Origin of the sequence: Enterobacter sp. JH25, assembly GCF_021725435.1 — a bacterium.
In the GTDB taxonomy this organism is placed as follows: domain Bacteria; phylum Pseudomonadota; class Gammaproteobacteria; order Enterobacterales; family Enterobacteriaceae; genus Enterobacter; species Enterobacter intestinihominis.
Genome location: NZ_CP091319.1, coordinates 1,369,452 through 1,393,059 on the forward strand (window position 1 = coordinate 1,369,452; position 23,608 = coordinate 1,393,059).

Annotated in this window: 23 protein-coding genes and 1 riboswitch; of the genes, 13 read left to right on the forward strand and 10 right to left on the reverse strand. The window is 58.2% G+C overall.

Annotation, left to right across the window (positions count from 1 at the left end; all coding sequences use genetic code 11):
- The first annotated feature begins 5 nt into the window (after window positions 1-5).
- From bioB to bioD, 4 genes are read left to right on the forward strand one after another with little or no spacing between them, the layout of a single operon-like run.
- A complete protein-coding gene (gene bioB / locus L2Y28_RS06505; protein ID WP_022647494.1) occupies window positions 6-1,046 on the forward strand; it encodes a biotin synthase BioB in 1,041 nt (346 codons plus the stop codon).
- Entirely contained in the window at window positions 1,043-2,200 is a 1,158-nt protein-coding gene (gene bioF / locus L2Y28_RS06510) for an 8-amino-7-oxononanoate synthase (RefSeq protein WP_022647495.1), read from the forward strand. The genes bioB and bioF overlap by 4 nt, the downstream gene beginning before the upstream one ends.
- A complete protein-coding gene (gene bioC, locus L2Y28_RS06515; protein ID WP_022647496.1) occupies window positions 2,184-2,939 on the forward strand; it encodes a malonyl-ACP O-methyltransferase BioC in 756 nt (251 codons plus the stop codon). Before bioF ends, bioC begins: the two co-directional genes overlap by 17 nt.
- Entirely contained in the window at window positions 2,932-3,633 is a 702-nt protein-coding gene (bioD, locus tag L2Y28_RS06520) for a dethiobiotin synthase (protein WP_072202230.1), read from the forward strand. The genes bioC and bioD overlap by 8 nt, the downstream gene beginning before the upstream one ends.
- Here the strand turns inward: bioD and L2Y28_RS06525 are convergent.
- A complete protein-coding gene (locus L2Y28_RS06525) occupies window positions 3,596-4,318 on the reverse strand; it encodes an ABC transporter ATP-binding protein (protein WP_022647498.1) in 723 nt (240 codons plus the stop codon). The two genes, bioD and L2Y28_RS06525, sit on opposite strands and share 38 nt — an antisense overlap.
- Window positions 4,319-5,066: 748 nt before the next feature.
- Here L2Y28_RS06525 and uvrB point away from each other — a divergent pair.
- Entirely contained in the window at window positions 5,067-7,082 is a 2,016-nt protein-coding gene (uvrB, locus tag L2Y28_RS06530) for an excinuclease ABC subunit UvrB (RefSeq protein WP_003858519.1), read from the forward strand.
- 516 nt (window positions 7,083-7,598) lie between these two features.
- Here uvrB and yvcK read toward each other — a convergent pair.
- Window positions 7,599-8,507: a uridine diphosphate-N-acetylglucosamine-binding protein YvcK gene (gene yvcK, locus L2Y28_RS06535; protein WP_022647499.1), complete on the reverse strand. Its 909-nt coding sequence runs from the start codon at window positions 8,505-8,507 to the stop codon at window positions 7,599-7,601.
- 226 nt (window positions 8,508-8,733) lie between these two features.
- Window positions 8,734-8,867: riboswitch (molybdenum cofactor riboswitch) on the forward strand.
- Between yvcK and moaA the strand changes: the two genes are divergently transcribed.
- From moaA to L2Y28_RS06565, 6 genes are all read left to right on the forward strand, one after another.
- Window positions 8,855-9,844: a GTP 3',8-cyclase MoaA gene (gene moaA, locus L2Y28_RS06540; protein WP_022647500.1), complete on the forward strand. Its 990-nt coding sequence runs from the start codon at window positions 8,855-8,857 to the stop codon at window positions 9,842-9,844. It overlaps the preceding riboswitch by 13 nt.
- A gap of 24 nt (window positions 9,845-9,868) precedes the next feature.
- Entirely contained in the window at window positions 9,869-10,381 is a 513-nt protein-coding gene (moaB, locus tag L2Y28_RS06545; RefSeq protein ID WP_022647501.1) for a molybdenum cofactor biosynthesis protein B, read from the forward strand.
- A 3-nt stretch (window positions 10,382-10,384) separates the two neighbouring features.
- On the forward strand, window positions 10,385-10,870 hold the full coding sequence (moaC, locus tag L2Y28_RS06550) for a cyclic pyranopterin monophosphate synthase MoaC (protein WP_006809528.1): 486 nt from the start codon (window positions 10,385-10,387) through the stop codon (window positions 10,868-10,870).
- Window positions 10,863-11,108, forward strand: coding sequence for a molybdopterin synthase sulfur carrier subunit (moaD, locus tag L2Y28_RS06555; protein WP_022647502.1), 246 nt, complete (start codon window positions 10,863-10,865; stop codon window positions 11,106-11,108). Before moaC ends, moaD begins: the two co-directional genes overlap by 8 nt.
- 1 nt (window position 11,109) lies before the next feature.
- A complete protein-coding gene (gene moaE / locus L2Y28_RS06560; protein ID WP_022647503.1) occupies window positions 11,110-11,562 on the forward strand; it encodes a molybdopterin synthase catalytic subunit MoaE in 453 nt (150 codons plus the stop codon).
- A 58-nt stretch (window positions 11,563-11,620) separates the two neighbouring features.
- Window positions 11,621-12,328, forward strand: a complete 708-nt coding sequence (locus tag L2Y28_RS06565; protein WP_015571081.1) for a Bax inhibitor-1/YccA family protein — start codon at window positions 11,621-11,623, stop codon at window positions 12,326-12,328.
- 532 nt (window positions 12,329-12,860) lie between these two features.
- Here the strand turns inward: L2Y28_RS06565 and L2Y28_RS06570 are convergent.
- From L2Y28_RS06570 to L2Y28_RS06580, 3 genes are read right to left on the reverse strand one after another with little or no spacing between them, the layout of a single operon-like run.
- Entirely contained in the window at window positions 12,861-13,823 is a 963-nt protein-coding gene (locus L2Y28_RS06570; protein ID WP_003858505.1) for a YbhN family protein, read from the reverse strand.
- On the reverse strand, window positions 13,823-15,061 hold the full coding sequence (clsB, locus tag L2Y28_RS06575) for a cardiolipin synthase ClsB (protein WP_022647504.1): 1,239 nt from the start codon (window positions 15,059-15,061) through the stop codon (window positions 13,823-13,825). The genes L2Y28_RS06570 and clsB overlap by 1 nt, the downstream gene beginning before the upstream one ends.
- Window positions 15,058-15,819, reverse strand: coding sequence for an endonuclease/exonuclease/phosphatase family protein (locus tag L2Y28_RS06580; RefSeq protein WP_022647505.1), 762 nt, complete (start codon window positions 15,817-15,819; stop codon window positions 15,058-15,060). The genes clsB and L2Y28_RS06580 overlap by 4 nt, the downstream gene beginning before the upstream one ends.
- Before the next feature lie 133 nt (window positions 15,820-15,952).
- Between L2Y28_RS06580 and L2Y28_RS06585 the strand changes: the two genes are divergently transcribed.
- The gene (locus tag L2Y28_RS06585; protein ID WP_003858499.1) at window positions 15,953-16,363 is read left to right on the forward strand and encodes a YbhQ family protein; all 411 of its coding nucleotides are present in this window, start codon (window positions 15,953-15,955) and stop codon (window positions 16,361-16,363) included.
- Here the strand turns inward: L2Y28_RS06585 and L2Y28_RS06590 are convergent.
- Genes L2Y28_RS06590 through cecR form a run of 5 tightly spaced genes read right to left on the reverse strand, consistent with a single transcriptional unit; the run spans window position 16,325 to window position 22,013 of the window.
- Window positions 16,325-17,431 (reverse strand): ABC transporter permease, encoded by a 1,107-nt coding sequence (locus tag L2Y28_RS06590; RefSeq protein WP_022647506.1) that lies wholly within the window; start codon window positions 17,429-17,431, stop codon window positions 16,325-16,327. The two genes, L2Y28_RS06585 and L2Y28_RS06590, sit on opposite strands and share 39 nt — an antisense overlap.
- Window positions 17,432-17,488: 57 nt before the next feature.
- On the reverse strand, window positions 17,489-18,622 hold the full coding sequence (locus L2Y28_RS06595; protein WP_022647507.1) for an ABC transporter permease: 1,134 nt from the start codon (window positions 18,620-18,622) through the stop codon (window positions 17,489-17,491).
- Window positions 18,612-20,351 (reverse strand): ATP-binding cassette domain-containing protein, encoded by a 1,740-nt coding sequence (locus L2Y28_RS06600; protein ID WP_022647508.1) that lies wholly within the window; start codon window positions 20,349-20,351, stop codon window positions 18,612-18,614. The genes L2Y28_RS06595 and L2Y28_RS06600 overlap by 11 nt, the downstream gene beginning before the upstream one ends.
- Complete coding sequence (gene hlyD, locus L2Y28_RS06605; protein ID WP_022647509.1) at window positions 20,344-21,339, reverse strand: secretion protein HlyD; 996 nt, start codon at window positions 21,337-21,339, stop codon at window positions 20,344-20,346. The genes L2Y28_RS06600 and hlyD overlap by 8 nt, the downstream gene beginning before the upstream one ends.
- A complete protein-coding gene (cecR, locus tag L2Y28_RS06610; protein WP_022647510.1) occupies window positions 21,336-22,013 on the reverse strand; it encodes a transcriptional regulator CecR in 678 nt (225 codons plus the stop codon). The genes hlyD and cecR overlap by 4 nt, the downstream gene beginning before the upstream one ends.
- A 204-nt stretch (window positions 22,014-22,217) precedes the next feature.
- Here cecR and rhlE point away from each other — a divergent pair, with 204 nt between their 5' ends.
- Entirely contained in the window at window positions 22,218-23,600 is a 1,383-nt protein-coding gene (rhlE, locus tag L2Y28_RS06615; protein WP_017693771.1) for an ATP-dependent RNA helicase RhlE, read from the forward strand.
- Window positions 23,601-23,608 lie beyond the last annotated feature (8 nt).

Here is a 23,608-nt window from a genome sequence, read left to right on the forward strand (position 1 = left end):
GCCCGATGGCTCACCACGCACGCTGGACGATGTCGCAAGTCACTGAATTATTCAACAAACCTTTCCTGGAGCTGATGTTTGAGGCGCAACAGGTGCACCGCCAGCACTTCGATCCGCGTCATGTTCAGGTCAGCACGCTGCTGTCGATTAAAACCGGGGCTTGCCCGGAAGACTGCAAATATTGCCCGCAAAGCGCGCGCTATAAAACCGGTCTCGAATCCGAGCGCCTGATGGAAGTCGAGCAGGTGCTCGACTCCGCGCGCAAGGCCAAAAACGCTGGCTCAACCCGCTTCTGCATGGGCGCGGCGTGGAAAAACCCCCATGACCGCGACATGCCCTATCTGGAGCAGATGGTGAAGGGGGTGAAGGAGATGGGGCTTGAAGCCTGCATGACCTTGGGTACGCTTAACGAGGAGCAGGCGCAGCGCCTCTCGGCGGCAGGGCTGGATTACTACAATCACAACCTCGATACCTCGCCGGAATTCTACGGCAACATCATCACCACGCGCACCTATCAGGAGCGTCTGGATACGCTGGATAAAGTGCGTGATGCGGGGATCAAGGTCTGTTCCGGCGGGATCGTGGGACTGGGCGAAACGGTAAAAGATCGTGCCGGCCTGCTGTTACAGTTGGCGAACCTGCCGACCCCGCCGGAAAGTGTGCCCATCAACATGCTGGTGAAGGTAAAAGGTACGCCGCTGGTGGATAATGAGGACGTGGATGCCTTCGATTTCATCCGCACCATCGCGGTGGCGCGCATCATGATGCCAACCTCTTACGTTCGCCTCTCTGCCGGTCGCGAGCAGATGAGCGAGCAGACCCAGGCGATGTGCTTTATGGCCGGGGCCAACTCCATCTTCTACGGTTGCAAACTGCTGACCACACCAAACCCGGAAGAGGACAAAGACGTTCAGCTGTTCCGCAAGCTGGGGCTGAACCCACACCAGACCGGGGTACAGGCGGGGGATAACGAGCAACAGCAGCAGCTGGAGCAGCAGATTTTCAACGCCGACACTGACCAGTTCTACAACGCGGCAGCCGTATGACCTGGCAGGCACGTATCAGGACCGCGCTCGACGAGCGGCGGGCGGCGGATGCATTTCGGGTACGCAGGGTAGTGGAAAACGGTGCAGGCCGTTTTCTCACCCGGGAAGGAGAGCGGTTCTGTAATTTCTCCAGCAACGATTATCTGGGCCTGAGCCAGCACCCGCAAATCGTTCGTGCCTGGCAGCAGGGCGCGGATCGTTACGGCGTGGGCAGCGGTGGCTCCGGGCACGTCAGCGGCTACACCACGGCCCATCAGGCGCTGGAGGAAGCGTTGGCCGACTGGCTGGGCTACCCGCGGGCGCTGTTGTTTATCTCCGGTTTTGCCGCGAATCAGGCGGTGATTGCCGCCCTGATGGGCAAAGACGACCGCATCATCGCGGACCGCCTGAGCCACGCCTCCCTGCTTGAAGCCGCCAGTCTCAGCCCGGCACAGCTGCGGCGTTTTGCCCATAACGATGCCTCTCAGCTGAACGTCCTGCTGGGTAAACCCTGTTCAGGGCTTCAGCTGGCGGTCACGGAAGGGGTATTCAGCATGGACGGCGACAGCGCGCCCCTGGCCGCGTTGCACGATGCCGCAAAACAGCAAAACGCATGGCTGCTGGTCGACGATGCCCACGGCATTGGCGTCACCGGCGAGGAGGGGCGCGGAAGCGCTTATCAGCAGGGCGTCAGGCCGGAACTGCTGGTGGTCACTTTTGGAAAAGGCTTCGGCGTCAGCGGTGCCGCGGTGTTGTGCTGCGAGCCGGTGGCCGACTACCTGGTGCAGTTCGCCCGGCACCTGATCTACAGCACCAGCATGCCCCCGGCGCAGGCCGTGGCACTCTCTGCGTCGCTTGCGGTGATCCGCGGCGAAGACGGCGCTGAACGCCGGGCTCGCCTGGCCGACCATATTCAGCGTTTCCGCCGGGGGGTAAGCGAACTGCCTTACCGGCTTACCGACTCGCACAGCGCCATTCAGCCCGTGATTGTGGGTGAAAACCATCGGGCGCTGATGCTGGCACAGGCGCTACGAGAACGCGGGCAGTGGGTCACGGCGATCCGCCCACCCACCGTGCCGCCAGGCACCGCGCGCTTGCGTCTGACGCTTACGGCAGCGCACGAGCCGCAGGATATCGATACGCTTCTGGAGGCACTGTATGTCTCCCGTCAATAAACAGGCCGTTGCCGCTGCGTTTGGCCGGGCAGCGCAAAGCTATTCACAGCACGATGAGCTGCAACGCCTGAGCGCGCGCGGGCTGCTGGCCGCGCTCGGGGAGGGGCATTTTATGCAGGTGCTGGACGCGGGCTGCGGGCCAGGCGGCAATAGCCGCTACTGGCGCGCAACGGGCAGCCACGTCACGGCGCTGGATTTATCCGCGCAGATGCTGGATGAAGCCCGCCAGCAGCAGTCAGCAGACCGTTATCTGGTGGCCGATATCGAGGCCATCCCGCTGGAGGATGCGCTTTTTGACCTCGTCTGGAGCCATCTGGCGGTGCAGTGGTGCACCAGCCTGTCGCAGGCGCTACGCGAGCTTTACCGCGTGGCACGGCCCGGCGGAGCGGTGGCCTTTACCACCCTGCTGGAAAGTTCGTTGCCGGAGCTGAATCAGGCGTGGAGGGCGGTGGATGCGCAGCCGCACGCCAACCGGTTTCTCTCGCACGAACAGGTCACTCAGGCGCTGGCAGGCTGGCGCTATCGCAGTGAGGTCCAGACCGTCACCCTCGAATTTAGCGATGCGTTAAGCGCCATGCGCTCTCTTAAGGGCATAGGCGCGACGCACCTGCACGCCGGTCGGGAGAAGAAACCCCTTACCCGCGGACAACTCCAGCGTCTCGGGCTGGCCTGGCCGCAGGATCGGGGCCGGTTCCCGCTCTCTTATCATCTTTTTCATGGGATTATTGAACGTGACTGAACGTTATTTTGTTACCGGTACGGACACCGAAGTCGGTAAAACGGTTGCCAGCGCCGCGCTGTTGCAGGCGGCGCGTCTGCTGGGGAAAACAACGGCCGGGTATAAGCCCGTAGCCTCCGGCAGCGAGATGACGCCGGAAGGCTTACGCAATACTGATGCGCTGGCGCTACAGCGTAACAGCAGCCTTGCGCTGGCCTATTCTGCGGTGAACCCCTATACCTTTGCTGAACCCACCTCGCCGCACATCGTCAGCGCCGATGAAGAACGTCCGATTGATTTTTCGGTGCTCTCTTCCGGATTACGCGACCTGGAAACGCAGGCCGACTGGGTGCTGGTAGAGGGGGCTGGCGGCTGGTTTACCCCGCTGTCCGACGAGCAGACATTTGCTGACTGGGTGCGGGCCGAACAGCTTCCGGTCATTCTGGTGGTGGGGGTGAAGCTTGGCTGTATCAATCACGCCATGCTGACCGCTCAGGCCGTGCAGCAGGCCGGGTTGCGTCTGGCAGGGTGGATTGCCAATGACGTGGTTGCGCCGGGTAAACGTCATGCTGAGTATCTGGCGACGCTGAAGCGGGTGCTGCCTGCGCCGTTTCTCGGTGAGATCCCGTGGCTTGCCGACGGCGCAGAGCAGGCGGAAACCGGACGCTATCTTGACCTCAGCGCCTTATGTCCCGCGCCATCCAGTGCGCAATAAGGTCGTCATCCAGCTCGTTAACGTGGCCCTGTGCCACGTTACGCCCGCGATAGAGCATGCAGAAACGATCCGCTACCCGGCGGATAAACGACAGCTGTTGCTCCGCTAACAGCACCGTCATTCCCAGCTCCCGATTCAACCGTACCAGCAGTTGACCCAGCCTGCGGGCGAAGCCTTGCCCTGCGCCATACATGGGCTCATCCAGAATCAACACGCGCGGGCGATTAACCAGCGCACTGGCGAGGGCCAGCTGATACTGGTCGTCGGGGGACAGCGCAGAGGCACGGCTCTGTCGCAGCGGATAGAGTTCCGGAAACAGGGCGTACACGTCATTTTTTGATGTCGGGTCGGATTTCCCCGTCGCCCGCATAGCGATATGCAGATTTTCATCGACGGTCAGCTGGGAAAATATCCGCCGATCCTGCGGGACGTAGCCTATCGTTGGCGGCGCCGTGAATGCTGACGCAGGGCTGAGCAAATTACGCGGCGGCGCGCCAGCCTCATGCCATATGATGGTGCCGCTCTCAACGGGCACCTTTCCGGTAATGCAGTTCATGAGCGTGGATTTACCCATGCCAGGCAGGCCAACAATGCCCGTACAGATGCCTTGCGGGAAATCGATATTCACGTTCCATAGCGTATGTTGGCTTCCGTAAAACTGATTTACAGCACGCAGACTCAACATCTTTCTCTCCTTAAAAATGTGTGGGGTAATGCTCAGGCTGATATCTGCAAAACGCCTGCCAGAAACAAAATAATGATTAAAAAAGAGTCATTTTTAGGAATAACCCACTGCTAAAAGCTTAACGTTTGTTCGAATTGCACGCTCCCGGTGCCGTGCGTGTCGAATCGTGGTGCAGGGAAAATGACGGAATTGTGATTAAGATCTCGCCGGTTACTTATGAAAAAATGAACGTTTTCCAGGCAAAAAAGAGTGATAAAAATTTTTTACTGCCGCTTCGTGGGAAAAACCGGGAATTTGCTGGAGTGCATGCTGTACGGGCTGGAGGCAGTTATCCACTATTCCTGTGGATAACCTTGTGCATTAGAGTTAGAAAACACGCGATAAGCGAGAGAATACGCGGGTTACGCCCAAATTGATGCGAAACGCGGCTTTAGGAAATAGTCTATATTTTTTAACGAATTAGATAAAAGCAATTCCCTCAGCGCCAGCGACACCTGTTGCCATAAAACTTTCATAACCGCCCTTGACAAATGTTAAAAAAGTAATAGTTCTGGGGATAACCCCCTGAGGCTGGTGTTTTATATTGTCACAGTTGAAATTTAGCTCGCGAACGCACTAATCCTCTCTGCGCTACGCTAAATATCCTGACACGCTACTGGTTTTCCATCCAGTGTTTTTTACTGGCAATCCTGGCCACAACGAGTAAAATTACTCACCTGCCGCTTATTCTGTCATCAGGTCGTCGCCCATGAGTAAACCGTTCAAATTGAATTCTGCTTTCCGTCCTTCCGGGGATCAGCCCGAGGCCATTCGTCGCCTGGAAGAGGGGCTGGAAGACGGGCTGGCGCACCAGACCCTGCTGGGGGTAACCGGTTCGGGTAAAACCTTCACCATTGCCAATGTCATTGCCGATCTCCAGCGTCCTACGATGGTTCTCGCGCCGAACAAAACGCTGGCGGCGCAGCTGTATGGTGAGATGAAAGAGTTCTTCCCGGAAAACGCGGTGGAGTATTTCGTCTCCTACTACGACTACTACCAGCCGGAAGCCTACGTTCCCAGCTCCGACACGTTTATCGAGAAAGATGCCTCGGTGAACGAACATATCGAGCAGATGCGTTTGTCGGCGACCAAGGCGCTGCTGGAGCGTCGTGATGTGGTGGTGGTGGCCTCGGTGTCGGCGATCTACGGCCTGGGCGATCCGGATCTCTATCTCAAGATGATGCTGCACCTGACGCAGGGGATGATCATCGATCAGCGTGCAATTTTGCGCCGTCTGGCGGAGTTGCAGTACACCCGTAACGATCAGGCGTTCCAGCGCGGGACCTTCCGCGTACGTGGTGAGGTTATTGATATCTTCCCGGCGGAATCGGACGACATGGCGCTGCGCGTGGAGCTGTTCGATGAAGAGGTTGAACGCCTGTCGCTGTTCGATCCGCTGACCGGTCATGTGGAGTCGGTGATCCAGCGCTTCACCATCTACCCAAAAACGCACTACGTGACGCCACGCGAGCGTATCGTACAGGCGATGGAAGAGATTAAAATTGAGCTGGCAGACCGCCGCAAGGTGCTGCTGGCGAACAACAAGCTGCTGGAAGAGCAGCGCCTGAGCCAGCGTACCCAGTTCGATCTGGAGATGATGAACGAGCTGGGCTACTGCTCCGGCATCGAAAACTACTCACGCTACCTCTCCGGGCGCGGACCGGGCGAAGCGCCGCCGACGCTGTTTGACTACCTTCCGGCGGACGGCCTGCTGGTGATCGACGAATCCCACGTTACGATCCCCCAGATCGGCGGGATGTACCGCGGTGACCGCGCGCGTAAAGAGACGCTGGTGGAGTACGGATTCCGGCTGCCGTCAGCGCTGGACAACCGTCCGATGAAGTTTGAAGAATTTGAGGCGCTTGCTCCGCAGACCATCTACGTATCGGCGACGCCGGGCAACTACGAGCTGGAGAAATCCGGTGATGACGTGGTGGACCAGGTTGTGCGTCCGACCGGGCTGCTGGATCCGATTATCGAGGTGCGTCCGGTGGCGACGCAGGTGGACGATCTGCTCTCGGAAATACGTGCCCGTTCCGCCATCAACGAGCGTGTACTGGTGACCACGCTCACCAAACGTATGGCGGAGGATTTGACGGAGTATCTGGAAGAACACGGCGAGAAGGTGCGGTATCTGCACTCGGATATTGATACCGTGGAGCGTATGGAGATCATCCGCGACCTGCGCCTGGGCGAGTTCGACGTGCTGGTGGGTATCAACCTTCTGCGAGAAGGTCTGGATATGCCGGAAGTGTCGCTGGTGGCGATTCTGGACGCGGACAAAGAGGGCTTCCTGCGTTCCGAGCGCTCGCTGATCCAGACCATTGGCCGTGCCGCGCGTAACGTCAACGGGAAGGCGATTCTGTACGGGGATAAAATCACCCCGTCGATGGCCAAAGCGATTGGCGAAACGGAACGTCGTCGCGAGAAGCAGCAGCGCTATAACGAAGAGCACGGCATCACGCCGCAGGGGCTGAACAAGAAGGTGGTGGATATCCTGGCGCTGGGTCAGAACATTGCGAAGACCAAAGCGAAAGGGCGCGGCAAGGCCCGTTCAGTGGTGGAAGAGGATACCGTCGCGCTGACCCCGAAAGCGTTGCAGCAAAAGATCCACGAGCTGGAAGGGCAGATGATGCAGCACGCGCAGAATCTGGAGTTCGAAGAGGCTGCGCAAATCCGCGATCAGCTGCATCAGCTGCGGGATCTGTTTATTGCGGCATCGTAGTTTTTTGCCCGGTGGCGTTTTCTCCCTCTCCCTGTGGGCTGAGGGATCCCCAGTAATTTTTTTATGCAGAAGCAATAAAGTTGCTTTCTAAATGACTGAGGGCTGTCAGCGATGCCCTGGTCCGGCTGTAAATCGCTGAGGCGTTTGCCTTCCGGCCGGGGCGAGGCGCAGGGATGCGCCGAGAGGGCGGCTTTACAGGGACGTTGCCTCCGCCCGTACCCGATAAGCCGGAAGGAATAAGCCGAGGGCACCGCGAAGCGGCGATTTACCGCCGGGAGCACGGGTCGTCAGGGTGGTGGCGACTGAGCCACCCTGGCACGTTCACCGGTCATGTCGTTACAGAGTAGCAAGGAACATAAAGTGAACGGAATGACCACCACCGCCGTATGTTCCCCTCACCCTAACCCTCTCCCCGGAGGGGCGAGGGGATTGCTCAGTGCTCGCATTAATTTGTGGGGATCCCTCAGCCCTGTGGGAGAGGGCCGGGGTGAGGGCATCAGGCCGCACAAAACGAACCTAACCTAATGCCTGAATCGCCTTCTCCAGCGCCTCGCGCAGCAGATGGCGGTCGTGGCGATATTTAATATCGCTCGCTTCCAGCGGCTCCTGCACCATCACGCGATCGCCAATCCCCGACACATCTACTTTTGGCCCGACCACGACACCATCGATAATTTTCTTACCAACATACTGTTCCATCAGGTCCAGCTTATCCGCCAGCGACAGGCTTGCCGCCGCCGGACTGAGTTCGCGGCCTAAATTACCGATATAGACCATGGGCGCAGGCGTTCTGCGCAGCGCCTGCGCCAGCTCTTTCACCAGCAGGATCGGCATCAGGCTGGTATAAAAACTCCCCGGCCCAATCAGGATCAGATCGGCCTCGCCAATCGCTTCAACCGCTTCACGCGTTGCGGGTACGCTGGGGTAGGTCATCAGCTCTTTTGGCGGAAGAAGAAGCTGGTCGATATTCACTTCACCATACACTTCGTGATCGTCAGCATCGATCGCCATCAAATCTACCGGCTGTTCGGACATCGGGATCAGGAACGCATCCACTTTTAGCAGGTTACGAATTAAATTGATCGCTTCCAGAGGGCGCACGCTCAGGTGATCCAGCGCCTTTAACATCAGATTTCCAAGGTTATGGCCTGAAAGTTCGCCATTTCCCCCAAAACGGTACTCAAACATCGCCGAGGCCACGCTTGGCTCAGTGATGAGCTGGTTGAGGCAGTTGCGCATATCACCCCAGGCTATCCCGCCTTCAGCACGTCGGATCCGCCCGGTTGAGCCGCCGTTGTCCGTTGTTGTCACGATGCCCGTCAGGCGTGAGCCCAGTGACGATAACGACGACATAACCCGTCCCAGACCGTGACCTCCTCCAAGAGCGACCACGCGGTCCAGATCCGCAAAAGTGCGATTGCGCATACCTATTCCTTATCCTGTTAAGCTTGCGTCACAGTAACGCAACTACTCCTAAAAGACGATGCCTCTCACAAACCATAATGACGTATATCAATGCGAAAGCGCTGTTTTTGCGTATTCTGTAGTGAAAATGCACGATAACATCGTTATGTATAAATTTATATAGCGAAAAGCGACAATGGCGAAGTGGCGATTTCCACGCTACTATCGCCATAACCACGTTTTCAAAACTGAAAACATACACTCTAGCCCTGGCGCCTGTGTCGAGAGATATGGCGCCCTGGCCGTGGCGGATTTGCCACCAGGGTACAGAAAGAAATGACTGTGCCTCCCGATCTGGAAAGGTGTACATGGCTTCACAACTTACTGATGCTTTCGCGCGTAAGTTTTTCTACTTACGTTTGTCGATTACCGACGTGTGTAACTTCCGTTGCACCTACTGCCTGCCCGATGGCTACAAGCCGGGCAGCGTCACCAACAACGGCTTTCTCTCCGTGGAAGAAGTACGCCGCGTCACGCGCGCGTTCTCTGAACTCGGTACGGAAAAAGTGCGTCTTACCGGGGGAGAGCCCTCCCTGCGCCGTGATTTCCCTGACATCATTGCCGCCGTGCGTGAAAACGAACGTATCCGCCAGATAGCGGTGACCACCAACGGTTACCGCATGGCGCGTGACGTGGCGAACTGGCGCGATGCGGGGCTGACGGCGATCAACGTCAGCGTCGATAGCCTGGACGCCCGTCAGTTCCACGCCATTACCGGCCAGGATAAGTTCCAGCAGGTAATGGACGGCATCGATGCCGCGTTCACCGCCGGTTTCGACAAGGTCAAAGTCAATACCGTATTGATGCGTGATGTGAACCACCATCAGCTGGACACCTTTCTGGCGTGGATCAAACCGCGCCGCATTCAACTGCGTTTTATTGAGCTGATGGAGACCGGGGAGGGCAGCGAGCTGTTCCGTCGCCATCACATCTCCGGCATGGTCCTGCGTGACGAACTGCTGAAACGCGGCTGGATCCACCAGATCCGCCAGCGCAGCGATGGCCCGGCGCAGGTCTTTTGTCATCCGGATTATGAAGGCGAAATCGGCCTGATCATGCCCTATGAAAAAGACTTCTGTGCCAGCTGCAACCGCCTGCGCGTCTCCTCTGTTGGCAAGCTGCACCTCTGCCTGTTCGGGGATGGCGGCGTCGATCTGCGCGATTTGCTGGAAGACGACGCCCAACAGGACGCGCTTGAAGCACGCATTTCCGAGGCGCTGACGCACAAAAAGCAGACCCATTTCCTGCATCAGGGCAACACCGGCATTACTCAGAACCTGTCCTATATCGGCGGGTAATCAGGCTTTAGAAGGAACCAGAAGATGAGTCAGGTAAGCGCGGAATTTATCCCGACACGCATTGCTATTCTTACCGTTTCCGAACGTCGTGGTGAAGAGGATGATACCTCCGGCCACTGGCTGCGCGAGGCGGCACACGAAGCCGGGCACCAGATTGTTGATAAAGCGATCGTCAAAGAGAACCGTTACGCCATTCGCGCTCAGGTTTCACAGTGGATTGCGAGTGATGACGTCCAGGTTGTACTGATCACTGGCGGCACCGGCTTTACCGCAGGCGACCAGGCGCCGGAAGCGCTGCTTCCGCTGTTCGATCGCGAAGTAGAAGGCTTCGGCGAAGTGTTCCGCATGCTCTCATTTGAAGAGATTGGCACCTCTACGCTCCAGTCCCGTGCCGTCGCGGGGGTAGCGAACAAGACGCTGATCTTCGCCATGCCGGGCTCGACCAAAGCCTGCCGCACCGCGTGGGAAAACATTATTGCCCCGCAGCTGGATGCCCGTACCCGTCCGTGTAATTTCCATCCCCATTTAAAGAAATAAGCTATGTCACAACTGACCCACATAAACGCCGCTGGCGAAGCGCATATGGTGGATGTCTCCGCCAAAGCCGAAACGGTGCGCGAGGCGCGTGCTGAAGCGTTCGTTACCATGCTGCCGGAGACGCTGGCGATGATTATCGACGGTAGCCATCACAAGGGTGATGTGTTTGCCACCGCCCGCATCGCCGGTATTCAGGCCGCTAAACGCACCTGGGACCTCATCCCGCTCTGCCATCCGCTGATGCTTAGCAAAGTGGAGGTAAATTTGCAGGCGCAGCCGGAGCATAACCGCGTGCGTATCGAGTCCCTGTGCCGCTTAACCGGGAAAACCGGTGTGGAGATGGAGGCGTTAACGGCAGCCTCCGTGGCGGCGCTGACCATCTACGACATGTGTAAAGCGGTGCAGAAAGATATGGTGATTGGCCCGGTGCGTCTGCTGGCAAAAAGCGGCGGCAAATCCGGTGATTTTAAGGTGGAAAGCCATGATTAAGGTGCTCTTTTTTGCCCAGGTCCGTGAGCTGATCAATACCGACAGCCTGACGCTGGACGGCTCTTTCGAAAACGTCGCCGCCCTGCGTGCGCATCTGGCGGCGCAAAGCGACCGCTGGGCGCTGGCGCTGGATGAAGGCAAATTGCTGGCCGCCGTGAATCAGACGCTGGTGGAGTTGACCCACCCGCTGGCTGATGGGGATGAAGTGGCCTTCTTCCCGCCGGTCACAGGGGGTTGAGATGACGGAAACCCGAATTCTGGTTGGCCATGAGCGTTTTAACGTGGGCACGGAATATGACTGGCTGGCCGGGCGCGACGAAGACGGCGCGGTCGTGACCTTTACCGGGAAAGTGCGTAATCATAATCTCGGCGACAGCGTAAAAGCGCTGACGCTGGAGCACTATCCGGGAATGACCGAAAAATCGCTGGCGGCCATTGTCGAAGAGGCGCGAGGCCGCTGGCCGCTGGGGCGCGTTACGGTTATCCATCGCATCGGCGAAATGTGGCCCGGCGAAGAAATTGTGTTTGTCGGCGTCACCAGCGCCCATCGCGGGAGTGCTTTTGCGGCGGGGGAGTTCATCATGGATTACCTCAAAACTAAAGCGCCGTTCTGGAAGCGTGAAGCGACGCCGGAAGGTGAGCGCTGGGTGGAATCGCGGGACAGCGACAAACAGGCTGCCAGCCGCTGGTAACAGGTTTACGTGGATGTGTTAGTCTTAACGTGTGTGTTTACTTAATCAGGAGTGAATCATGGACCGATTTCCGCGTTCCGATTCGATAGTTCAGCAGACCCGTAGCGGGCTGCAAACCTACATGGCTCAGGTATATGGCTGGATGACGGTTGGCCTGCTGCTTACCGCGTTTATCGCGTGGTATGCGGCAAACACGCCTGAACTGATGATGTTTATCTTCTCCAGCAAAATCACCTTCTTTGGGCTGATTATTGCGCAACTGGCGCTGGTATTCGTGCTCTCCGGGCTGGTGCACAAGCTCAGCGCGGGCATGGCGACCACGCTGTTTATGCTCTATTCGGCGCTGACTGGGCTGACGCTTTCCAGTATTTTCATCGTTTACACCTACTCTTCCATCGCCAGCACCTTTGTGGTGACCGGCGGGATGTTCGGTGTGATGAGCCTGTACGGTTACACCACCAAACGTGACCTGAGCGGCTTCGGCAACATGCTGTTTATGGGGCTGATAGGGATTGTGCTGGCGTCGCTGGTGAACCTGTGGTTGAAGAGTGACGCGCTGATGTGGGCGGTGACCTATATCGGGGTGGTGATCTTCGTGGGCTTAACCGCCTACGACACCCAGAAGCTGAAAAACATCGGTGAACAAATTGATGTTCGCGACAGTTCAAACCTGCGCAAATACTCGATTCTGGGCGCGCTGACGCTGTATCTGGACTTCATCAACCTGTTCCTGATGCTGCTGCGTATTTTTGGCAACCGTCGTTAGTGAGGGTGGCGCTGTCTGATGCCCTCACCCTGACCCTCTCCCACAGGGCTGAGGGTTCCCCACAAATTAATGCGAGCACTGAGCAATCCCCTCGCCCCTCCGGGGAGAGGGTTAGGGTGAGGGGAACATACGGCGGTGGTGGTCATTCCGTTCACTTTATGTTCCTTGCTACTCTGTAACGACATGACCGGTGAACGTGCCAGGGTGGCTCAGTCGCCACCACCCTGGCGACCCGTGCTCCCGGCGGTAAATCGCCGCTTCGCGGTGCCCTCGGCTTATTCCTTCCGGCTTATCGGGTACGGGCGGAGGCAACGTCCCTGTAAAGCCGCCCTCTCGGCGCATCCCTGCGCCTCGCCCCGGCCGGAAGGCAAACGCCTCAGCGATTTACAGCCGGACCAGGGCATCGCTGACAGCCCTCAGTCATTTAGAAAGCAACTTTATTGCTTCTGCATAAAAAAATTACTGGGGATCCCTCAGCCCACAGGGAGAGGGAACAAACCCTAAAAACGGCAACGAAGTTGCCGTTTTGCTTTTATTTTGCCATCGCCTTCTCGTTCTTCGCGCGCAGCTTCTTCGCCCGACTCTCCAGCACCAGATAACAGACCGTTGCCAGCGCCAGCGGCAGGAAGTAGTAGATCATGCGGTACGCGAGCAGGGCAGCGATAATCGTCCCGTGAGACACATGCTCCCCTGCAAGCAGCGCGATAAACACCGCTTCCAGTACGCCGATCCCCGCCGGAATATGCACAATTACCCCGGCAATACTGCTTACCAGCAGCACGCCCAGCACGAAGAAGTAATTCACATCTTCGCCAATCAGCAGCCAGATAATGGCCCCCATCGCCATCCAGTTGGCGCTGGAAACCACCATTTGCAGGACGGCAAACTTCCATGACGGCAGCACCAGCTTCTGCCCTTTAATGGTCATATGACGACGTTTGGCAAAGGCGCAGGCCCACAGGTAGGCGGCGATGATCAGCAGCAGTACGATGCCCAGAATGCGCAGGGTGGCCTCATCGATGTACCAGTGCGCAGGCAGCTGCACCACGCCAATGGTGAAGATCACCCCGCCGAGCAGGATATACCCCAGCCAGTTGGTGGTGATACTCAGCGAGAAAATACGCGTGATGGTGCCGCCCGGTAAGCCAAGGCGGGAGTACAGGCGATAGCGCATGCCAATCCCGCCAACCCAGGTGCTCAGCGTCAGGTTAAAGGCGTAGCAGATGAATGACACCAGCATAACCTGCCGTTTGGCAAGCTTATGCCCGCAGTAGGCGCGTCCCAACAGGTCATAGCAGCCGTACATCAGGTAGCTCACAATCACCAGGCCAACCGCCCCCAGCAGGACTGTCCGGTTGTAGTTGCGAATAACCTTCCACACCTCTTCCCAGTCGACCTTTTGGGCATACACCACCAGCAGGACCGCGACGGCAATGAAGAACAGCCAGGTCAGGATTTTTTTCGCCAGCCGCCAGCGAGGATGAGATTTCGACATCAGGTTTTACCTCCATCTTCCGCCTCTACGCGGTCCTGGGTTTCCATTTCGGGTTGCACTGGCGGATCCACCAGCGCCAGTTTCGGCGTATGCGCGGGCAGCCAGCCCACCATGGCCGGGAAGTGGCGCAGGAAGTGGAACACCACCACACCGATGCCAACGTTCCACCAGCTGCGTTTCGGCACCATGGACTCATCCACACGCACGCAGTCTTTATTGATCAGACCCTGAAGGTTATCGCGCAGGGTCTGATTAAACTGGCGATCGTGGATGATCAGGTTCGCTTCCAGATTGAGCGATAAGCTCAGCGGATCGAGGTTGCTTGAGCCAACGGTCGCCCAGTGGTCATCCATCACGGCCACTTTGCCGTGCAGCGGGCGGCGGCGATATTCATAGATTTGCACGCCGCTTTTGACCAGATAGCGATAGAGCAGACGCGCGCCCACCTTCACAATCGGCATATCGGGCTCACCCTGGACGATGAGCTTCACGCTCACGCCGCGTCGGGCCGCGTTGCGCATGGCGTGCAAAATCCGGTAACCGGGGAAGAAATAGGCGTTGGCGATAATCACCTCGCGCTTCGCGTTCGCCAGCATCTTCAGGTAGTGACGTTCGATATCGTCCCGGTGCTCCTCGTTATCCCGCCAGACGAACAGCGCCTGCGCCTCGCCGGGCTTGCGGTTCTCTTCCGGGCGATGGCGGCGTCGCCACCAGCGGCGAGCGGCCTCTTTGCCGGGTAAGTTTTCCAGCACGAACAGCTGGATGTCCTGTACCACCGGTCCCTCAATGCGGATCGCGTAGTCCTGTTTCGCTTCGGGACCATAATCCGACATATGCTCGGCGGAGTAGTTAATGCCGCCAACGAAGGCCACCGTTTCGTCCACCACCACAATTTTGCGGTGCATTCGGCGGAACAGGTTGGTGCGCATCCCGAACAGACGCGGGCCGGGATCGTAATAGCGGAATACCACCCCTGCGGCGGTGAGCTCGTTAACAAATTCGTCGCTGAGATCCGGCGAACCATATCCGTCGAGCAGGACCTCGATTTTTATACCGCGACGAGCGGCTTGCAGCAGCGCGCTGTGCAACTGCCTGCCCACGTCGTCTTCAAACCAGATAAACGTTTCCAGAAAGACTTTCTGCTGTGCGTGGCTAATCGCCTCAAAGACAGCCGGATAAAAGTTATCGCCATTTTCCAGCAGCGTAATACGGTTACCTTCCTGCCATGTGCATTTCATAAGTGGATCTCCGCGCTGAGTGGGGCATGGTCGGAGAGATGTCGCCAGTTGAGTAAAGCCAGCGCCGTCGGGCTGCTGGCGTGGGCATTTTTTACGTAGATGCGGTCAAGGCGCAGCAGGGGGAAGCGCACCGGAAACGTCCGCGCGGGACGACCGCGTGAGCGGGTAAAAATCTCCTCCAGCCCCGCATTCACCTTCAGAGGATGGTTGGCCCGCTGTCGCCAGTCGTTAAAATCACCGGCCACCACCACGGGCTCGCCCTCCGGCAGCGCATTGGTCCAGTCTGCCAGCATCTGAAGCTGAGCCTGACGGTGGGCCTCACGCAGGCCAAGATGAACGCAGCCCACATGAATGGGAAAATCGAGCGCCGGTGGCGTGATGCGGCAGTATAACAACCCGCGTTTTTCGCTCTCGCCAACGGAGACGTCCCGGTTCTCATAATGCTCGATAGGAAAACGCGACAGCACTGCGTTACCGTGATGCCCCTCCGGGTAGACCGCATTGCGCCCGTAGGCGTAATCGCTCCACATGGTATCCGCCAAAAACTCGTAATGGGGCGTGTCGGGCCAGTTTTCGAAATGCATCGGGTGCACTTCGTGCGCGCCCATGACCTCCTGGAGGCAGACAATATCGGCGCTGACGGTGCGTACCGCGTCGCGCAGCTCCGGTAAAATGAAGCGGCGGTTAAATGCTGTGAAGCCCTTATGAATATTTATCGTCAGCACCTTAAGCGAGAAATGCTGCGTTCTTTTGCTCATAAACACCTTCCTGGGTGACTATCCCGATGAAAATAAAGTGTAGTAGGCGTCACAAAAAGATGCGGCGTTACGGAATTTTCCGTAAAGTGCGGTAGTCTGAATTAGCAGAGAAAAATCCTTCAGGAGAGAAGCCATGAAGTGGCAACAACGCGTTCGTGTCGCAACCGGTTTGAGTTGCTGGCAGATAATGTTGCATTTACTGGTCGTGGCCGTACTGGTGATGGGCTGGATGAGCGGCACGCTGGTGCGTGTCGGCTTAGGGTTATGTGTGGTTTACGGCGTGACCGTGCTGTCGATGCTGTTTTTACAGCGTCACCACGACGCGCGCTGGCGTGAAGTGGGTGATGTGCTCGAAGAGCTCACCACCACCTGGTATTTTGGTGCGGCAATGATCGTCCTGTGGCTGTTGTCACGCGTGCTGCAAAACAACCTGCTGCTGGCCCTGGCGGGTCTGGCTATCCTCGCAGGGCCTGCGGTGGTGTCCTTGCTCACCAAAGAGAAAAAGCTACGCGATGTTTCGTCTAAACATCGCATAGGCCACTGAGCCCGTTGTGGCCGCGATGACCAGTAGCGGCCACAAACTTCCCCACACAATATCCAGACTCGCATCCTTCAGATAGATTTGCTTGGTGATATCCGTGAAGTGACGAATCGGGTTTATCCATGTCAGATCCTGTAACCACACCGGCATGTTCTCCACTGGCGACACGTACCCTGAAAGCAAAATCGCCGGCATCATAAAGACAAACACCCCGATAAACGCCTGCTGCTGCGTTGAGCAGAGCGCGGAAATCAGCAGCCCAAACCCCACCAGCGACAGGCCGTAAATCACCATCGTGAAGTAAAACAGCGCCAGCGATCCGGCAAACGGGATCTGGTACGCCCATATTCCCACCCCCAGCACGATGGTGGCCTGGAACGTCGCGACAATCAGTGCTGGCACCGCCTTGCCGACAAATATCTGCCAGGTAGCGAGCGGCGAGACCAGCAGCTGATCCAGCGTACCTTGCTCACGTTCGCGTGCCACGGACAGCGAGGTGACAATCATCACGCCAATAGTGGTGATCATGGCGATTAACGACGGCACCACAAACCACTTGTAGTCCAGATTCGGGTTGTACCAGTTGCGCACCACCAGCTCGCTGTTGTTGGGTTTGGGTTTGCCCGCCATCAGCTCTTGCTGGTAGTCCTTCACTACCTGCTGCAAATAGTTCGCCGCTATCTGGGCGCTGTTGGAGTTACGTCCGTCGAGGATCAGCTGCATCGGCGCGGTCTGGAAGGTGTCCAGATTGCGGGAGAAATCCGCCGGGAAGCGCACCAGCAATAATGCTTTCTGCGTGTCGATGGTGGGCTGGATCGCCTGGGGGCTTTGCAGCAGCAGGACATGGGTAAAGGCTTTGGCGCGGGCGAAACGCTGTGTCAGCTCGACGGAATGCTTGCCATTATCTTCGTTGTAAATGGCGATGGTGGCGTTGGTGACCTCCAGCGTGGCGGCAAACGGAAACAGTACAACCTGAAGCAGCACCGGCAGCACCAGAATGGCGCGGGTCTGCGGCTCGCGCAGCAAGGATTGCAGCTCTTTGCGGATCAATGTCCATAAACGGTGAAACATCGCGTCGTCCTCCTGTCGGGTGGCGCTTGCGCTTACCCGACCTACAAAATCCGATGGCTAATCTAATCTTCTTTTCGTTTTCATCCACGTCAGCCCGATAAACATCACCGCCGACGCCAGCAAAAACAGGGTGTTGATAATCAGCACTACCGGGATGTTCCCCGCCAGAAACAGGCTTTGCAGGGTGCTCACAAAGTAGCGTGCCGGAATGATGTAGGTCACGGCACGGATCACCGCTGGCATACTGTCAATCTGGAAGATAAAGCCGGAGAGCATAATCGACGGCAGGAAGGCGGCATTAAGCGCCACCTGCGCGGCGTTAAACTGGTTGCGGGTGATGGTGGAGATCAGCAGCCCCATTCCCAGCGTGCTGAGTAAAAACAGGCTGGTAATAAAGAACAGCACCACCAGCGAACCGCGGTACGGCACGCCAAGAATAAATACCGAGACCAGCATACAGAGCAGCATCGCCAGCATGCCGAGGAAGTAGTAGGGGATCAGCTTGCAGAGCAAAAGCTCGACGCGCGTCACTTCGGTGGAGAGCAGCGCCTCCATGGTGCCGCGCTCCCATTCGCGGGCGATCACCAGCGAGGTGAGGATCGCGCCAATCACCGTCATGATGATAGTGACTGCACCCGGGATAATAAAATGCTGGCTGATGGCGGCGGGGTTAAACCAGTAGCGCGTCTGCACGTCAATCAGCGGTTCAAACTTCTCCCCCCGGTCTTCGGCGCGCTGCATCTGCCAGAGCTGCCAGATCCCCTCCGCATAGCCCTGCACGAAGTTGGCGGTGTTCGGTTCGCTGCCGTCGGTGATCACCTGAATTGGCGCATCGGCGCCCGGGCGTGCCATGTTGGCGGCGAAATCGACCGGGATGACGATCAGACCGCGAATTTTACCGGCCTGCATTTTCTGGATCAGTTCCTGCCGGTTGTCGCTGATGGTGGCATCGATGTAGGGCGAGCCGGTCATGGCGTGGGTGAAGTCCAGCGCCTCTTCGCTCTGCTGCTCCAGCAGGATCCCAACCCGCAGCTTGCTGGAATCGAGGTTAATTCCGTAGCCAAAAATAAACAGCAGCAGCAGGGGGATCACCACCGCAATCAGCCAGCTGCTGGGGTCACGCACAATCTGCCGCGTCTCTTTGACGCACAGGGCGCGCACCCGGCGCCAGGAGAGGGCGTTACTGCGCATGAGGATTCTCCTTATCCCAGTCGTGGATGAGGGTGATAAACGCCTGCTCCATGGTCGGGTCCGGCTGTGCGTCGTCGGCGGCCTGCGCTTTCAGGTCATCCGGCGTGCCGTGGGCAATCAGCTTGCCGCGATAGACCAGCCCGATGCGGTCGCAGTACTCTGCCTCGTCCATAAAGTGGGTGGTGACCATCACGGTCACGCCTTTTTCCACCATGCTATTGATATGCAACCAGAATTCACGGCGGGTGAGGGGGTCCACGCCTGACGTGGGTTCATCAAGAAAGAGGATGTCGGGCTCGTGCATCAACGAACAGGCCAGCGCCAGCCGCTGTTTGAAGCCAAGCGGCAGCGCGTCGGTAGCGTGTGAGGCGATATCGGTCAGGCCAAAGGCGTCGCACATGCGGCCGATTTTCTCGTTCTGCGCCCGTCCCCGCAGGCCGTAGACGCCGGAGAAAAATCGCAGATTTTGCTCCACCGTCAGGTTGCCGTAGAGCGAAAACTTCTGCGCCATATAGCCCAGATGCTGGCGCGCCTTGCCGGAGCTGACTTTGAGATCCATGTTCAGCACCAGCGCTTTGCCGGAGGTCGGTACCAGCAGGCCGCACATCATTTTAAAGGTGGTGGATTTCCCTGCACCGTTCGGCCCGAGCAGGCCAAATATCTCGCCGCGCTTCACGGCAAAATTGACGTTATCGGTGGCAGCGAAATCGCCGAATTTTTTGGTGAGCGATTTCGCTTCAATGACCGTTTCGCCCGGCGTGCCTTCCACCGTGTGCAGAATGGCGCCAAGCGGTGATTCTGAGGTTCCCGCCCCGCCCAGCAGATCGATAAACGCATCTTCAAAGCGCGGCGCGGTCTCTGTCATGTCGATTTCAGGCATCCCCTGCGCACGCCGGATATCGTCGGCGGTGGCCTCTTTTTTGAGGATCACGCGCACCGAACGGCCCTGAATCATCCCGTCGCTCACCTGGGGCAGCTTCAGCACCCGTTGCAGCAGCTTGCGGTTGGATTCCTGCGCGCTGTGTAGCAGAAAACTGCGCCCGGCCATGGTTTGCGTCAGCTCGGTGGGCTCGCCCTGATAGAGCAGTTCGCCTTCGTTCATCAGCAGCACGTCACGGCACTGCTCTGCTTCATCAAGGTAAGAGGTACTCCAGAGGATCAACATGCCGTCACCCGCCAGCTCGTGCACCATCTGCCACAGTTCGCGGCGGGAAATCGGGTCCACGCCGACGCCGGGTTCATCCAGCAACAGCACCTTCGGTTCGCCCACCAGCGTGCAGGCCAGCCCCAGCTTCTGCTTCATCCCGCCGGAAAGTTTGCCCGCCAGCCGATCGGTGAACGGGCCGAGGGAGGTAAACGCCAGCAGACGCTCGAAGGTTTTCTGCCGGGTTTCGCCGGTAACGCTGCGCAGATCGGCATACAGGTTGAGGTTTTCCATTACCGTCAGATCTTCATACAGACCAAACTTCTGCGGCATATAGCCGAGTATGCCGTGGAGCGCCGCGTCGTCTTTGATGGGATCGAGGCCAAGCACGCTAGCGCTGCCTTCATCCGGCTTCAGCAATCCCGCCAGCATCCGCATCAGCGTGGTTTTACCCGCGCCGTCCGGCCCCACCAGCCCGGTCACATAGCCTTTCTGAATCGTACAGTTCAGCGGCGCGACCGCCGGTTTAGCCATTCCCGGGAAGCGTTTGACCAGATTATTGAGCTGGATAACCGCATCATTCATGTTGTTCCCCGTCGTTTAAGGTCACGGTAACAGGCATGCCCTGACGCAGCGCGTCGTCCGCATCGGTGACGATGATGCGCAGGCGATACACCAGGTCGGTACGCAGATCCGGGGTTTCAACGGTTTTTGGCGTGAACTCGGCCGTTGGGGAGACGAAGCCCACTTTGCCGTGATACGGCTTGTCCGGGCGACCATCGGTGTAGAGCAGCAGTTCGCGGCCCGGCTGCATCTGGCCAAGATTCGGCTCATCAATGTAAGCGCGCACCCACACCGGACGGGTTAAGGAGAGCGTTAACACGGTGCTGCCCGCGCTGAGCATGCTGCCCGGCTCCACGGCGCGGGTCATCAGCGTACCGTCAGACGGGGCGATTAACGTGGTGTCGTGCAGATCCAGCTCCGCCTGGGCTAACTGCGCCTGCGCCTGCTCAAGGCTGGCCTTCGCCTGGGCAATGTCCTGCGCGCGGTTACCGGTGCGGTACTGGCTTAACTTATCCTGGGCAGATTTCAGCGTCGCCTGCGCCTGGTCGCGGGATGAGCGCGCATTTTCCAGGTCATTGGCGGAAATAGTGCGGCTTTTCCATAAGCCTTGCTGACGGTTATAGAAATTCTGCGCATAGTCATAGGCGGCTTTTGCCTGCTTAACGGCAGCGGCCGCCTGGGCGATCTCTTCATCACGATAGCCCGCCAGCATCAGGTCGTACTGCGCCTGTGCGACGGCGACGCCCGCTTTTGCCTGCATCAACGCGTTTTCAAACGGGGCTTTGTCCAGCATCCCCAGCGTCTGCCCGGTTTTGATGGCATCGCCTTCGTCAACGCTCAGCGAGGCCAGCCGTCCGCCGACGCGGAAGCTCATGTTCACGGTGCGGATATCCACGTTGCCGTACAGCGTCAGGCCACGATCCTGCTGGCTCTGATACCACAGCCAGCCGCCTGTTCCCGCAGCAAGCAAGACAACAACCACCAGAATGATGGCGACAGGTTTTTTCATGACTTCTGGCTCCTTTGCGTTAAGCCTTGCAGGATCAGATCAACGTGACAGGTAATGACCTGGCTAATTTGCGCGGCTTTATCCTCATCGAATTGTGTCCAGCCCGTACGTAACAGGATGGTCTCACGCCCCAGACGGAAGGCGAGCACTTCGCCCAGCAGGGCGTGGGTATGCAAAATGGTGTCCGTATCGCTGGCGTCCCGTCCGGTATAGGCGGCGATCAGCCGGGTCAGATGGCTATGCATCGGGGCGATCACCTGATCGTGCACCAGCTGGTACGCGGCAGTGGGGGAGAGCTGCTCGCGGGAGATAAATTTGCTCAGGTTCAGCGTATCGTCGTGCGTCAGCAGGCGAATCATGTTGTGACAGGCGTTAAGGATCAGCTGGCGGATGGCAACCCGGTCCGGTTCTGTCTGGCTGAACAGCGCGGTGGCTTCTTCCACGTGTGGGCGAAAGCTGGTGCCGATAAAATCCGCGATCCACTGGGCGCAGGCGAGGTATAAATCCTCTTTTGAGCCAAAATAGTAGGTAATGGCCGCAATATTCTGCCCGGCCTGCGCGGCGATATCCCGCGTGGTGGCATGCAGACCATACTCGCCAAACTGCGCCAGCGCAGCGGCGATAAGCTGACTTTTCGCCTGTTCGCCTTTGGTTGTCGTTGGGGTTGTATTCATAGCAGCATTAAAAATTAATCAATCGATTGATTAAGATTATGCCTGATTTGCGCAAACGTCGAGTCATCGCCGGGGATATTTTATGCGCCACGTCACAAAAGCTGCTACACTCCGCTCCTTCGCGACATTGTGGTTTTTGTCCTTCTATTCGTTATATCTCCCTGAAAACTACACCTGTGATGGTCGGGGCGGTTCGGAGTTTTTATGTCTTTTGATTCCCTTGGTCTGAACCCGGAAATTCTGCGCGCCATCGCAGAGCAGGGCTACGTTGAGCCAACCCCTATTCAGCAGCAGGCTATCCCGGCCGTTTTGCAGGGCCGTGACCTGATGGCAAGCGCGCAGACCGGTACTGGTAAGACCGCGGGCTTTACCCTGCCGCTGCTGGAGCTGCTGGTAAAAAACCAGCCACACGCCAAAGGCCGTCGTCCGGTGCGTGCGCTGATCCTCACCCCAACCCGCGAGCTGGCGGCCCAGATTGGTGAGAACGTGCGTGAATACAGCCGCTATCTCAACATTCGTTCGCTGGTAGTTTTCGGCGGGGTAAGCATTAACCCGCAGATGATGAAGCTGCGCGGCGGCGTCGACGTGCTGGTGGCAACCCCGGGGCGTCTGCTGGATCTCGAACACCAGAACGCGGTGAAGCTCGATAACATCGAAATTCTGGTGCTGGACGAAGCCGACCGTATGCTCGACATGGGCTTCATCCACGACATTCGCCGCGTGCTGGCGAAGCTGCCGACGCGTCGTCAGAACCTGCTCTTCTCCGCGACCTTCTCCGACGAGATCAAGGCGCTGGCGGAAAAGCTGCTGCATAACCCGCTGGAAGTGGAAGTCGCGCGCCGCAACACCGCCTCCGAGCAGGTGACGCAGCACGTGCATTTTGTAGATAAGAAGCGCAAGCGGGAACTGCTCTCCCAGATGATCGGCCAGGGCAACTGGCAGCAGGTGCTGGTCTTTACCCGCACCAAGCACGGCGCCAATCACCTGGCGGAACAGCTGAATAAAGATGGCATCCGCAGCGCGGCCATTCACGGCAACAAGAGCCAGGGCGCGCGTACCCGCGCGCTGGCAGACTTCAAGTCTGGCGACATACGCGTGCTGGTGGCAACCGACATCGCCGCACGCGGTCTGGATATCGAAGAGCTGCCGCACGTGGTGAACTACGAGCTGCCAAACGTGCCGGAAGATTACGTTCACCGTATCGGCCGTACCGGACGCGCGGCGGCAACCGGGGAAGCGCTCTCTCTGGTTTGCGTGGATGAGCACAAGCTGCTGCGCGACATCGAACGCCTGCTGAAGAAAGAGATCCCGCGTATTGAAACCCCGGGCTATGAAGTTGACCCGTCAATCAAAGCCGAGCCAATTCAGAACGGTCGTCAGGGTGGCGGGCGCGGTCAGGGCGGCGGTGGTCGCGGTCAGCAGCCGCGTCGTGCCGAAGGCGGCGCGCCGAAATCTTCGGGCAAACCGCCGCGTCGTAATAACGACAGCAAACCGGCCGGTGAAAACCCATGGCGTAGCGGCGAAGGGAAACCGGCAGGCGAGGGGCAGCGCCGACGCCGCCCGCGTAAGCCTGCTAACCCGCAGTAATCTGGAAG

Bases quoted from the DNA above. Each gene is read 5' to 3' on its own strand.
- hlyD (WP_022647509.1), bottom strand. From the start codon at position 21,339: ATGAAAAAACCTGTCGCCATCATTCTGGTGGTTGTTGTCTTGCTTGCT.
- L2Y28_RS06565 (WP_015571081.1), top strand. From the start codon at position 11,621: ATGGACCGATTTCCGCGTTCCGATTCGATAGTTCAGCAGACCCGTAGC.
- L2Y28_RS06600 (WP_022647508.1), bottom strand. From the start codon at position 20,351: ATGAATGATGCGGTTATCCAGCTCAATAATCTGGTCAAACGCTTCCCG.
- moaC (WP_006809528.1), top strand. From the start codon at position 10,385: ATGTCACAACTGACCCACATAAACGCCGCTGGCGAAGCGCATATGGTG.
- L2Y28_RS06585 (WP_003858499.1), top strand. From the start codon at position 15,953: ATGAAGTGGCAACAACGCGTTCGTGTCGCAACCGGTTTGAGTTGCTGG.
- yvcK (WP_022647499.1), bottom strand. From the start codon at position 8,507: ATGCGCAATCGCACTTTTGCGGATCTGGACCGCGTGGTCGCTCTTGGA.
- clsB (WP_022647504.1), bottom strand. From the start codon at position 15,061: ATGAAATGCACATGGCAGGAAGGTAACCGTATTACGCTGCTGGAAAAT.
- L2Y28_RS06595 (WP_022647507.1), bottom strand. From the start codon at position 18,622: ATGCGCAGTAACGCCCTCTCCTGGCGCCGGGTGCGCGCCCTGTGCGTC.
- moaD (WP_022647502.1), top strand. From the start codon at position 10,863: ATGATTAAGGTGCTCTTTTTTGCCCAGGTCCGTGAGCTGATCAATACC.
- cecR (WP_022647510.1), bottom strand. From the start codon at position 22,013: ATGAATACAACCCCAACGACAACCAAAGGCGAACAGGCGAAAAGTCAG.
- L2Y28_RS06525 (WP_022647498.1), bottom strand. From the start codon at position 4,318: ATGTTGAGTCTGCGTGCTGTAAATCAGTTTTACGGAAGCCAACATACG.
- bioB (WP_022647494.1), top strand. From the start codon at position 6: ATGGCTCACCACGCACGCTGGACGATGTCGCAAGTCACTGAATTATTC.
- bioF (WP_022647495.1), top strand. From the start codon at position 1,043: ATGACCTGGCAGGCACGTATCAGGACCGCGCTCGACGAGCGGCGGGCG.
- moaE (WP_022647503.1), top strand. From the start codon at position 11,110: ATGACGGAAACCCGAATTCTGGTTGGCCATGAGCGTTTTAACGTGGGC.
- moaA (WP_022647500.1), top strand. From the start codon at position 8,855: ATGGCTTCACAACTTACTGATGCTTTCGCGCGTAAGTTTTTCTACTTA.
- rhlE (WP_017693771.1), top strand. From the start codon at position 22,218: ATGTCTTTTGATTCCCTTGGTCTGAACCCGGAAATTCTGCGCGCCATC.
- moaB (WP_022647501.1), top strand. From the start codon at position 9,869: ATGAGTCAGGTAAGCGCGGAATTTATCCCGACACGCATTGCTATTCTT.
- L2Y28_RS06580 (WP_022647505.1), bottom strand. From the start codon at position 15,819: ATGAGCAAAAGAACGCAGCATTTCTCGCTTAAGGTGCTGACGATAAAT.
- uvrB (WP_003858519.1), top strand. From the start codon at position 5,067: ATGAGTAAACCGTTCAAATTGAATTCTGCTTTCCGTCCTTCCGGGGAT.
- L2Y28_RS06570 (WP_003858505.1), bottom strand. From the start codon at position 13,823: ATGTCGAAATCTCATCCTCGCTGGCGGCTGGCGAAAAAAATCCTGACC.
- L2Y28_RS06590 (WP_022647506.1), bottom strand. From the start codon at position 17,431: ATGTTTCACCGTTTATGGACATTGATCCGCAAAGAGCTGCAATCCTTG.
- bioC (WP_022647496.1), top strand. From the start codon at position 2,184: ATGTCTCCCGTCAATAAACAGGCCGTTGCCGCTGCGTTTGGCCGGGCA.